We start from the raw sequence: 11,998 nt of genomic DNA, 5'->3' as shown, positions 1-11,998 counted from the left end.
CTAATTCTCTCCCTTTAGTGGATCAAATGCTGTTGTTTCACCAGTCTCTTGGACAATTGATACAAGCTGCTCCTCAGCATGTTGCAGCTTACTATGGCAAAACTTTGATAGCTCCATTCCTTGCTTGTATAAATCAATCGCATTTTCCAATGGCACATCACCCTGTTCTAACTGGCGAACGATTTCTTCTAGTGCCGTCATGGCTTCTGCAAATGTTTGTTGTTTTTCAGTCACAACAATTCCCCCTCATTCTTTGGCAAGATATTCGTCACGTTAGCCACAACCTTTCCATCATGGAAAGTCAGTGTCAGTTGATCTTGCTTTTGCACCTCAGTGGATGATTTGATCATTTGCTGATCTTTATATGCTACTGTAAATCCTCTTGTTAGAATGGACAGTGGATTTAAAGCTTCTAATGTTCTAACGGTTGACTCAAATTGTTGTTGCTTTTTTGCCACATAATACGTTGTAGCACGTGATAATTGTTGAACGCGCGCTTCAAGCTCTCTCTGATGAAAAGCAAGTGCCTTTTTGGGTGAATGTTGCTCCACCGTACTATGTAATTGTTGAAGTTGGGCAGCTTTTTTCATCAAGCTCACTTGCATTGCTGCCTGTAATCCTGACTCAAGCTGTGCCAATCTTTCTGTAAAAGGTCGATAAAGTCTTTCTGGCATTGACAATGGATAAGACTGCTGGAGCTTATTTAGACGTTGTCGCTCTGCCATAAGTTGCGACCTAACCATTTGATGTAGCTGTGATTTCTGCGTAAGCACGCGTTGGTAGAGATCCGCTTGATCGGGCACAGCCAACTCAGCAGCAGCTGTTGGAGTAGGTGCACGTAAATCGGCTACATAATCGGCAATCGTTGTATCTGTTTCATGGCCAACCGCACTAATAATAGGAATTCGGCTTTCAAAAATAGCTCTTGCCACAATTTCTTCATTAAAAGCCCATAAATCCTCGATGGAGCCTCCTCCTCGCCCGACAATCAACACATCACAGCTTGCCTCTTGATTAGCACGTTGAATATTTTGCACAATATTCGGTGCAGCCTGAGCTCCTTGTACAAGGGTTGGATAAATCAAAATTTCAGCAAGTGGGTAACGCCTCTTTAAGGTTGAACAAATATCCCGTATAGCTGCACCAGTTGTTGACGTGAGCACACCAATTTTTTCAGGAAATTTTGGTATCGGTTGCTTCCACTCAGGTTTAAAAAGACCTTCTTTTTGTAATTGCTCTTTTAATTGATTGAAGGCAACAAATAAGCTACCAATGCCATCTGGTTGCATTTCCTGTACATATAGCTGATAGGTTCCATAGCCTTCGTAAACGTTTACATCCCCTCGGATAAATACTTGCATACCTTCCTTTGGTTCAAACGCTAATTTGGTAGCCGCTGCTTTAAACATCGTCGCAGCTATTCGGGCACCATCATCCTTTAATGTAAAGTAAATATGGCCGGATTGATGAATTTTCACATTTGATAATTCACCTTTTACATACACTTCACGCAAATGTGGATCTGCATCGAATTTTCGTTTAATATATTTTGTTAACGCTTTTACTGTTAAATAAGAAGCAGAGGACATGTTTTCGGCTCCTTTACTAAAATCAAGTTTTTCACAAAACTACACCTATCATAACATTTTTTGCAGTCGTTGACGTGCCAAAATGCAGTTTCGATAGAAAAAATGACTGTCTTTCTTCTATCGAAAAACAACTATAACACATTCCTACACGTTCTCACTATTAGAAATCGTATATTATGACAAATAACAAACAAAGCCCCATAACTTCATACGTTATGAGACTTTATATTTTAATAAAATAGTAATAAAAGAGTTCCTACAATAAAACAATAATACGTAAAGTAGCTAAGTTTACCACTTTTCATAATGCCCATAAACCAACGCATCGCAAAATAAGTCATAATGAGTGTTGCCAAGAAAGTGGCGGCATATGGAAGAGCTAAGGCACCTTTATTCGGCTCGTCTAAAAAATCTGTAATGCCAAGGACTACCCCACCCAAACTTACAGGAATATAAAGCATAAAGGAAAAACGTAAGGCTGTATCCTGCTTCATCCCTACTGCTATGGCGGAAATAATCGTAGCTCCTGAACGGCTAATGCCTGGCGTTAAAGCAACTGCTTGCCCCAGCCCTACAATGATGGCATCTTTAGCACGTAAATCTGCATCTTTCTTCTTGCCACGCATATTACGAATTAACCATAATGCAGTCCCTGTCACAAATAGCATGAGCGCAATCGTTGTCATACTTACGTTATCTGCAATAACATCACTTAATAACACCCCTAAAACGCCAGCAGGAATTGAACCGATGACAATATAGAGCGCAAAGCGAAAATCTGCGTTATACCGCTTTTCTCTAGTTTTCAAGTAAAGAAAAAAATGACTGATCAGACGAACAATATCCTCACGATAAATATACATAATAGCAAGTAACGAAGCTGTATTGGTTAAGATGGCAAAAGTAAAACCTTGTTCACCTAGTCCCAGCATTTCGCTAGCAATCATTACATGTCCACTCGACGATACAGGAATTGGCTCTGTAAAACCTTGGACAAGTCCAATAATGATATGCTTGATAATTAACATAATATCGATATTTTCCATAAAAACCTCCTCCTCAGTATGTATGTCCCAAACGTTACATTAGACGACATAATCAAAGAAAAGTTCTGAATTTACACAACAAAAAAGTCACCTCACACAAGTTGAGATGACTTTCTTCAAAAGGTTTTTTATTTTGCAAGCGTATTTTCAGCTGCTTGCACTGTGTTGAATAGTAACATTGTGATGGTCATTGGTCCTACACCACCTGGTACAGGCGTAATATGAGACGCAATTCCATCTACTTCTGCAAAGTTTACGTCACCGCATAATTTATTGTTGTCATCGCGATTAATGCCTACATCAATAACAACAGCCCCTTCTTTCACGTGCTCTTTTGTAATAAAGTTAGCACGTCCGACTGCGGCAATTAAAATATCTGCTTGTTTTGTAAATGAAGGTAAATCTGGCGTTTTAGAGTGTGTATAGGTTACCGTTGCATCCTTTTGTAAAAGTAGTTGTCCCATTGGTTTACCAACGATATGACTGCGACCTACGATTACAGCATGCTTTCCTGCGATTTCAATTCCTGAATACTCAAGAAGCTTCATTACGCCAAACGGTGTACAAGGTAAAAATGTTTCTTGGCCAAGCATCATTTTCCCAACGCTTACAGGTGAGAATCCATCGACATCCTTCTCGACAGCAATCGTTGCAATGACTGTATCCTCATCAATATGTTTTGGGAGTGGTAATTGAACTAAAATACCATGAATATCCTCACGTTGATTTAAAAGCTCAATTTGTGCTAGTAATTCTTCTTGCGTTGTCTCTTCGGGTAATTTAATGAGTTCTGAAAACATTCCAATCGCTTCACAAGATTTTTGTTTATTTCTCACATATGTAGCTGATGCCTGGTTGTCTCCAACTAACACAACCGCTAAACCAGGTGTCAATCCTCGCTCTTTTAAACGAATGACACGCTCTGCTACAGCATTACGAATTTCTTGACCAATCTCTTTACCATTAATAATTGCACTTGACATAAACCTTCGTTACTCCTTCCAATTCAACACATTATTCTTGTTCTGTAAATTTAGAAAGTACACCATTGACGAATTTAGATGAACTATCATCGCCAAATGTTTTACATAACTCGATTGCTTCGTTTAGTACTACTCTTTTTGGTGTTTCTGGCATGTATAACAATTCATATACAGCTAAACGTAAAACCGTTCTTTCAATTTTGGGTAAACGGGCAAGTGACCACTTTTCAAGATGCTGTTCTAATGTAGCATCGATTTCCTCCAAATGTTCAGCTGTTCCATTTACGATCTTTTCGTAGAAGGCATTGGTAGGTTGACCTTTAATATGGCCCATTGCTTCTTCAACTGTTAGATCCGTATTGTCTAGCTGAAACAAAACTTGCAACGCTTTTTCGCGTGCTTCATGTCGTTTCATGTAAAGCTCTCCTTCTTAAGTGGCATTAAGGTTTATAATAGCATAAAATCACATGAGAAACACGATTTCAAGCAAGTTTTCAATAATCTGAACCTTTTTCAAGGAACTTTTTGTTTAAGCCCACTTCTCATCGAAATAGTGGTATTCCAAAAATGAATGTTTCCTGTTCGTAATGGTATAATAAAGAAAAACGTTAGAGGTGTCACAATGCAAACTGAAGCTATATGTCTTAGCTGCAAAAAACATTTAAAATGGTTGACGGTGAAGAACAATATCAACAAATGAAGGAACGTACATTTCACCTATTTTACTGGGTGGATGCAAGCATAAAATTCGTTTTGATGCCATTCGAAACTTTTTTAGCTTTTATTAGTGGAGGCCATTTATGAAGGAACATTATTATACGATAGGTGAGGTTGCCAAACTTTCAAACTTATCGGTTCAGACATTACGTTATTATGATCAAATTGATTTATTTAAGCCTGCTTATATCGATACCTTCACCAATTATCGGTATTATAAAGGCAATCAGCTATTCTATTTAGACATTATAAAGTCCCTTAAATATATCGGCGTGACGCTCGATGATATAAAAAAAGCACTTAGATTAACCTCAGAGGAATTGCTTGATTTTTTAGCTCAGCAGGAGCTACGCATCAATGAAAAAATTTCTCGTTTAAACGAAGCAAAAAATACCTTACTGAAAACAAAAAAGCAATTACAAGAGCAAATTGATATCCCAGTCTTCGGTGAGATTTATGTGCAAATAGAGGAAGCAATGCCCGTTCTTCAAGTAACCACTAATGAATTAACACCGACATCGAGCACCAGTACATACTATGCCACTTTAATTAAAATCATCGAAAAGGAAGGCAGTGTCTTAAACAGTCGTTATGGCTGTATTTTTCCACTAGAGCCTTATAAAGATGTCAATGACATCATTTATGATGCTATTTTCACTCCCCTATTAACGGAGCGCACATTTTCGCAGCTTTCACCAAACATACAACAAACCATTATTCCTGGCGGTAAATATGTATGCATTGCCTTTATTTACGATCCTGATACTTATTTTTCATTCTATGAAAAGTTGAGAAATCATGTATTAGCTCAGCAGGAACTATTTGAATCGCAAGTGTATGAGCTATACATGCCAGCAACGCTCACTATGGAACAAGAAAAGAAATTTATAGTAGAATTAAAGATTAGGCAAAAACAAGAGACACAAAATTCCTCCGAAAAAGTAGTGGCGCATTCGTATAACTCTCAGCCAGAACTCCCAAACTGATAAAAATTTTAAAAAATAAAAACAAATCTTTTGACCCTATAGTTACTATAGGGTTTATCGTATTACATGGAAATATTCTAGTAGATTGAAAACATGTATCGCGAACAATTAGAAGGAGAAGTTTATGAGCAAGAAACAAAATATAACCTTAGCTATTTTATTATCTAATCTTTTCATTGCCTTTTTAGGGATTGGTTTAGTCATCCCTGTTTTACCAACCATCATGAATGAGCTACATATTTCTGGCTCTGTTGTTGGTTATATGGTGGCAGCCTTTGCCATTACACAATTAATTGCATCACCAATTGCAGGTAAGCTTGTTGATAATATTGGCCGCAAAGTTATGATTGTTGCAGGTCTTTTTATTTTTGGACTTTCTGAGTTTTTATTTGGGTTTGGTCGTTCTGTTGAAATTCTTTTTGTCTCTCGTATGTTAGGTGGCGTGAGTGCCGCTTTCATTATGCCAGCTGTAACCGCCTATATAGCTGATATTACGACATTGGCACAGCGCCCTAAGGCACTTGGCTATATGAGTGCAGCCATTAGCACAGGTTTTATTATCGGCCCTGGGATCGGTGGTTTTTTAGCTGAAATTGGTACACGTGTCCCATTTTATGCAGCTGGGGTACTTGGTCTGTTCGCAGCTATCCTGTCATTGCTGTTTTTAAAAGAGCCAACACGTGCTACAGACAATGAAGAAGTAGCACAATCCATGTTAGGTAGTGTCAAACGTGTGTTTAGTCCACTCTACTTCATACCATTCATTCTTATTTTCGTGTTATCATTTGGCCTCGCTGCATTCGAATCATTGTTTAGCTTATTCGTTGATCACAAATTTGCGTTTACACCATCGGATATTGCCATAATTATTACAGGAAGTGGTATTGTTGGGGCACTAGCTCAATTAATACTATTTGATTGGCTGACAAAGAAAATGGGTGAGATTAATGTTATTCGTTACTCACTAATCCTTTCAGCAGTATTAACATTCGCCATGACGATCGTGAGTCATTATTTTGCCATCTTATTCGTGACATTCTTTATTTTCGTAGGCTTCGATTTAATTCGACCTGCTGTTACTTCGTATTTATCGAAAATTGCCGGAAATGAACAAGGATTTGTTGGTGGCATGAACTCTATGTTTACAAGTCTTGGTAATATTTTTGGCCCAATTCTAGGTGGGGTATTGTTCGATATCAATCTGAACTATCCATACTACTTTGCTACAATCGTATTGGTGCTAGGCGTCATACTTGCGTTATTCTGGAGAAAGCCAAAGCATATAGAATTATAAAATAGACGATACATCCACATGAACATCCTAGAGAAATCCATATAAAAAGGACTGCCCTTTGATGAACGAATCATCATTGGGCAATCCTTTTCTTTTTTATTCATGCACTACTGTCTCTTCTTTTTCAAAGTGAATACCTGTAATATGCACATTTACTTCTGCTGTTTCTAGTGCCGTCATATTAAAAATAGCCTGACGGATTTGCGTTTGAACTTCTTTTGCTACTTTAGGAATGGCATATCCATATTTCACAGAGCAAAATACATCAATCGCAATTTCACCAGTTTCCGTTACACCTGATTTAATGCCTTTATTGTGTACTTTTTTACCGAAACGTTCCACGACACCCGTCGCAATATTCCCACGAGTTGCAGCAATGCCTTCTACTTCATTGACAGCAATCCCAGCCACAACCTCGATCACCTCTGCCGCTACCTCAATTTTTCCAAGCTCTTCTTTCCCAGAAGGTGTTGGTTGTACGAAAGATTGTCCTACTTTCTCTGCCATACAAATATCATCCTTTCCCTTACACATCACAAACAAGTGCTGTACTTACATTTATTATACTATAAAAAGGAAGGTTTGGCTGTCGAAAGCCGTTTTAATTTAAAACCGACTTACTGATCCACGACATCGATTAAATAAATTCCCTTTTTAAATCCCCCACGAGCTTTCTTCTTGTGTACACGGGTCGCTTCTAGCTCCTCAAAGCTTACACCTAGCACACCGATAGCCATATGAATGAGCTCCAGTATGTCTGCGAGCTCTTCAACACTATCTTCTTTATGCTGGGCTTCGTAAAATTCTGTAGCTTCTTCTATCATTTTAGCCTTTATTGCCTTTACCAGCTCACTAGGTTCTAAAATGCGTGCATGATAGGATAAACCCTTCGCTTCAATTACTTCTAAAATTTTATCCCTCACTAGCTTATTGTATATTGGCATCCATTGTTTCACTCCTTTTCAGGGGGATGACTATTTCTTTCTTCTATTATATAGTATTCTTTCTATAATATAGAATTGATTTGAGATAAAGTAGAGGTAGAGTATGTTACAAAAATGGTTGTTTGGCATCGGTGGGGTTGTCCTCATGTTTACAATGTTTTTTTTATTTTTTGGGAATAGTGCTAGTGAAGATACATTGCTTGCGAAAAATATAATGGAAAAAGCAAATAATGGTACAACTATAGTTTCACTAAATAAATTAACGGATTTTGATTGGGAAAAAGCGCAAATTTTTGGACCTTATACAACGAAAGATGCGATTGAAGAAACAATGAACATACAGTTTAAAGGTAGTATTAGTGGATTAGATGTACGGGAAGATATTTTCCTTCTTGTATTTGCGAAAGAAGGCCATGCGATAAAGACAGCTGTGCTTTACAGAAACATAGGAGACTATTCAACAAAGAATGGTATGTTAACACCAGATAACGATCTTCTATCTATAAAATAGAACTTTTATAATCTTTTTCACCACACTTCAACTAGTAATTGTTTAAGCTTCTATAACGGTCAATCTTTCTTCTATGATTGATCTTCCTACCTGCAAGTAAGTCTTCTATCTAGTTATGCTTAGACATAAAAAACCTCCTAACTAATAATAGCTAGGAGGTTTAAACTTGCGAACGCTTACTTCACTTTTTCTGCTACACCCAATACATCGTTCTCTTCAAGGAACTTCGTATTGAATTGCGCTGATTTGAAGACATCATTGTTCATTAGTGCTTGGTGGAATGGAATGGTTGTTCCATAAGGATTCAAGAGCATCTTACAAAGCTCAGAAACCCTTACAGAGCAAGAATTATAGGATATTTAAGAATAGAATGATTTCAGAACGCAATACTATCACCTTCTATTGAAATGATAGCATTTTGAAATGTTGATTACTAGCTCCTAGTGGCTTGTTTCGTTAGCAACTTCATTTCATGTGGTTGATACAGCTCATCATTTATATAAGAAGATACCCTACCTCATTACCGGATAACACGCTCCTACCATCTATTCAAAGCAAGCTCTACAAGGGTTCATAGCACCATTACAGAATGAATCAACTTCACTCACAGCACATCTCACACTACAGCTCATGTAGCTTACATGACCTACAACTCAAAACTGTTATTTAATCTTGTTCCAATACACATCTAAAAACAAAAAAGAGATAAACCCTTAGTTTACCTCGCTTTTTTTACTCTTATTCTATTACTCCTTAAACGTTTGAGCTTGCTCTGTACGCCCAATGGAACTCAGTTACCAATTGTTCATGTAAGGCTTCACAGAGATAGGCTAAGAAGACATTTAACGCTCTTACATTCCCCTTAAGCCATTCCTCTATTCATTTAATGCCAAACCGAAGGCTTTAGCTTACCAATAAAGTTTTCACTACTTATACTAGGGATTCGATCAAATTACGTTCTAAGACCGAAAGTATCAATTAAATATCATATTATCACTTTTCTTTGGGTCTATATAGCTTTCGTTTCCTTTTCAAAGCATCTTCACGTGCGTGCATAAGGAACACTTTTTATTAGTATAAAGAACACTAATTTATCGGAAAATAGGGGGGTCTATATCAAATTACCTTTAAAGTAATTATGAGATACAAACTTAGAACCTAATCTTGTTCCCTCTCACAGCTACTATTAATTATCTCTAAGACTTCCTTGTAATCACTTAAATTAATATCTGGGATATTTCTTATTTTATCTTTGTTTTTACAAATTATCCGCTTACATCTTGATTTATAACTATGTCCATTCATGATGGAACTGTGATTAGACCTTGAAGCCATACTTTCTTCTAAGCTAACAAGAGCATAATTTAGGGTAGCTACACATTTGCTATCCCATTCCAAATAATCGAAACAAAGTTCTATAAATTCAGACTCACTAGATTGAAACCTACCGTAATTATTATACTGTGAACTTGCATCAGTTCTAAAGAACCAACTTGAAACTTCAAAAATATATTCTTTGAACACACCATTACGGTTAAGTATCTGCAACTTTCTCTCATCTGGCTCAAAGGCATCTATTAGCTCTAGCGTTTGTTTATTCACAATTCCTTTAATATCTACATGCGATGGAAACCTATGTAAAATTTCAACAAAAACAGTCCAAAAGTTTTTTTTGAAATCATATGTAAAATAGTATGAACTATTTAACCAATCGCATAAATCGTTCACAACAAATTTTGAGTTGATAGATACAGACATTTCGAGTAGTTGAGGATAATAGCTGTAGAAGTTAAAGAAATGCATCGCATCGCTTGAAATGACTTCTACTATTCCTTCTCTTACATTTTCATAATTCGACTCCAATATATCTTGCCAAAATTTCTTATTTGAATCGTTAACGAATTGTCCCTTTCCATTATGGCGACCCTCTAATTTTTCAAATAGTTTTTGGAAAAAATACTTAGAGTTTTTCTTATAAACTACGTTTACATCATTCATTATTATCTTTACGGAGTCTTGTTCAACTATCTCTGGAAAAGGATAGTATTGATAAAGATTTTTTAATTCCCTTAATAAATACTCCTCTCCACCAAGAACATAAAAATCACTTAAATTATCCATCAAATAGTTCCAAAAACATTCTACCGTTGAACTATCTATCGTTATACGTCCTTTCGCATGAGCACAATCATTTCTGATATTTTTCCAATAATTATAGGCTATTTTAACCTGTTCACCATTTGTAAAATCTAAAATGGCTATATCTTTTTTGTTACCACTTGAACAAGACGCATCTACAATTGAATTTAGATGATTTTCCCAACTACTATCATCTTCTAGTTTTTTTACAATTTCATTTTCCCAAAATTTAGGGTTAGACTTAGCAAGCTCTTTACCATAAGTACACCCCAAAATTCTACCTCTCAAAGTAACTTTAAAAGAAAGATAAGACATGATAAAAGCAGACTTATATGCTCCCATTTTATAACAACGTACTGATTCTTCAAATAGGTCATTAGCTGCTTCATATTCTTTAAAAGGCTTATTTCCCTCAACCCATTTTTCAATTTGTAGCTTCATACAGTATCTTACCTCCTGATTTTCATTAAAAACTCGCAACATTTAGTCTTTTAATAATCATTTTGAATTATAAAAGCATCAAATAAAATAGCGAGATAACAACATAGTATCTAAACATTTCGCAAATTCTTTTTTTGCGGGCATAGGCATCTATAACAAGCTATTTATTCAAATATTTCTTGATTTACTACATACTTGTGTAGCCAAATAAATGGTGCATGGAGTATCGCTAATTAGGGGGCTACCATACCGACCTTTGTAAATATTCCCTAAATCCTTATCATATTGCACTGTAACGCGTTCTGACGCTCACATGACTGTTAATGACCCGACCTGTGACGTGGCTCTGTGAATCTCCTGCGAGGTCGCTTTGTAGCTCTGACAAGCTTCATGACCTGCAATTTCAATACTAAGTAAAAGAATGATTTTACTTAATAAACTCACAGGTGTTTCCTAATACCTCCAACTAAATCACTAACTTGTTACTTCGATACTTCTGTCAGCCAATTAATAAAGAAAACTTACTCTTCTTCAAATCTCTCATAGCATGAATCACATAATCCAAAACTCCCATCAATATTGGCATTATAAATACATTCACACTTCATGCAGGATTTAATATTTGTATGTTGGTGACCACAAGTAGCACATTTACCATATGGAAATACGTTTTCATCTAAACTAATAGTTTCATTTCCACATTCTTCGCAAGAAAAATCAGCTAAAACTTCTGCCCCACCATCTTTATACGCTCGTCCCTGCTCATAATTCAATTCACTTACATAATCAATAAATTCAATCCCTATTATTTCAGTTAGCTCTGATTTAAATTCATTAAAAGAACTTTCATCTAAATTTTCGTAAGCTAAGGGTAAATAATACCCCTTATCTTCGTCATAATAAGCTTGTCCATTTTGAAACTCAATTCTTTTCTTTAGTTCTTCTTCTTCATTTATATAGATTGTTAGAGTCAAAGTACTTATCTGTTCTTCGTCAATTTCCATATCAGCAGACACCGTTAAAATTTTATCTTCCCATTCTCTTTCAATTTGAACTATTTCTAGAGATTGAACAGAATCATAGATTTCTTCAATACTTATCTCAAGGTCTTGCCTAAAATAAAATTCATCAGTTAATGTATTTATAAATGGATTAACTAAATCTTTGAATTGCTCGATTATCTCATTTTCATTATAAATTGTTATACCTGCTTCAGCTTCAATTATAGATTTTTGTGACTCTTCATGGTCAAAATAATTTTCCATTTCATATTGTATTTGTTCCCGAGAAGGCTCACTATCTAATTTCATCTTTAAATCTATTAAATATCTGTCTCTTATACACATCT

At 36.1% G+C, this 11,998-nt stretch carries 12 protein-coding genes; 3 read left to right on the top strand and 9 right to left on the bottom strand.

The window, feature by feature from the left end; translation table 11 throughout:
• From xseB to nusB, 5 genes are all read right to left on the bottom strand, one after another.
• Complete coding sequence (gene xseB / locus BFM98_RS00060) at window positions 1-234, bottom strand: exodeoxyribonuclease VII small subunit (protein WP_008179899.1); 234 nt, start codon at window positions 232-234, stop codon at window positions 1-3.
• Window positions 231-1,589, bottom strand: a complete 1,359-nt coding sequence (gene xseA / locus BFM98_RS00055; RefSeq protein WP_054549164.1) for an exodeoxyribonuclease VII large subunit — start codon at window positions 1,587-1,589, stop codon at window positions 231-233. Before xseA ends, xseB begins: the two co-directional genes overlap by 4 nt.
• Window positions 1,590-1,819: 230 nt before the next feature.
• A complete protein-coding gene (locus BFM98_RS00050; protein WP_066036193.1) occupies window positions 1,820-2,635 on the bottom strand; it encodes an undecaprenyl-diphosphate phosphatase in 816 nt (271 codons plus the stop codon).
• A 128-nt stretch (window positions 2,636-2,763) separates the two neighbouring features.
• On the bottom strand, window positions 2,764-3,618 hold the full coding sequence (gene folD, locus BFM98_RS00045; protein WP_054549163.1) for a bifunctional methylenetetrahydrofolate dehydrogenase/methenyltetrahydrofolate cyclohydrolase FolD: 855 nt from the start codon (window positions 3,616-3,618) through the stop codon (window positions 2,764-2,766).
• Between the two features lie 31 nt (window positions 3,619-3,649).
• Complete coding sequence (nusB, locus tag BFM98_RS00040; RefSeq protein WP_004231146.1) at window positions 3,650-4,033, bottom strand: transcription antitermination factor NusB; 384 nt, start codon at window positions 4,031-4,033, stop codon at window positions 3,650-3,652.
• Window positions 4,034-4,418: 385 nt separating this feature from the next.
• Here nusB and BFM98_RS00035 point away from each other — a divergent pair, with 385 nt between their 5' ends.
• Together BFM98_RS00035 and BFM98_RS00030 are read left to right on the top strand one after the other, a co-directional pair.
• Window positions 4,419-5,321: a MerR family transcriptional regulator gene (locus BFM98_RS00035; RefSeq protein WP_066036192.1), complete on the top strand. Its 903-nt coding sequence runs from the start codon at window positions 4,419-4,421 to the stop codon at window positions 5,319-5,321.
• Between the two features lie 124 nt (window positions 5,322-5,445).
• A complete protein-coding gene (locus BFM98_RS00030; RefSeq protein WP_048392291.1) occupies window positions 5,446-6,615 on the top strand; it encodes an MFS transporter in 1,170 nt (389 codons plus the stop codon).
• A 96-nt stretch (window positions 6,616-6,711) separates the two neighbouring features.
• Here the strand turns inward: BFM98_RS00030 and BFM98_RS00025 are convergent, their stop codons facing one another.
• Both BFM98_RS00025 and BFM98_RS00020 read right to left on the bottom strand, forming a co-directional pair.
• Window positions 6,712-7,122: an Asp23/Gls24 family envelope stress response protein gene (locus BFM98_RS00025; RefSeq protein ID WP_004231142.1), complete on the bottom strand. Its 411-nt coding sequence runs from the start codon at window positions 7,120-7,122 to the stop codon at window positions 6,712-6,714.
• Window positions 7,123-7,232: 110 nt separating this feature from the next.
• Window positions 7,233-7,559 (bottom strand): nucleoside triphosphate pyrophosphohydrolase, encoded by a 327-nt coding sequence (locus BFM98_RS00020; RefSeq protein WP_066036191.1) that lies wholly within the window; start codon window positions 7,557-7,559, stop codon window positions 7,233-7,235.
• Between the two features lie 103 nt (window positions 7,560-7,662).
• Here BFM98_RS00020 and BFM98_RS00015 point away from each other — a divergent pair, with 103 nt between their 5' ends.
• The gene (locus BFM98_RS00015; protein ID WP_066036190.1) at window positions 7,663-8,070 is read left to right on the top strand and encodes a hypothetical protein; all 408 of its coding nucleotides are present in this window, start codon (window positions 7,663-7,665) and stop codon (window positions 8,068-8,070) included.
• A gap of 176 nt (window positions 8,071-8,246) precedes the next feature.
• Here the strand turns inward: BFM98_RS00015 and BFM98_RS24350 are convergent, their stop codons facing one another.
• Window positions 8,247-8,378, bottom strand: a complete 132-nt coding sequence (locus BFM98_RS24350) for a hypothetical protein (protein WP_256389901.1) — start codon at window positions 8,376-8,378, stop codon at window positions 8,247-8,249.
• 850 nt (window positions 8,379-9,228) lie between these two features.
• Entirely contained in the window at window positions 9,229-10,650 is a 1,422-nt protein-coding gene (locus BFM98_RS00010; RefSeq protein ID WP_066036189.1) for a hypothetical protein, read from the bottom strand.
• Between the last annotated feature and the right edge of the window lie 1,348 nt (window positions 10,651-11,998).

This window comes from Lysinibacillus sp. AR18-8 (genome assembly GCF_001705465.1).
In the GTDB taxonomy this organism is placed as follows: Bacteria; Bacillota; Bacilli; order Bacillales_A; family Planococcaceae; genus Lysinibacillus; species Lysinibacillus capsici.
Note: the sequence above shows the minus strand (reverse complement) of the source record. Positions and strands in the feature narration are given on the sequence as shown.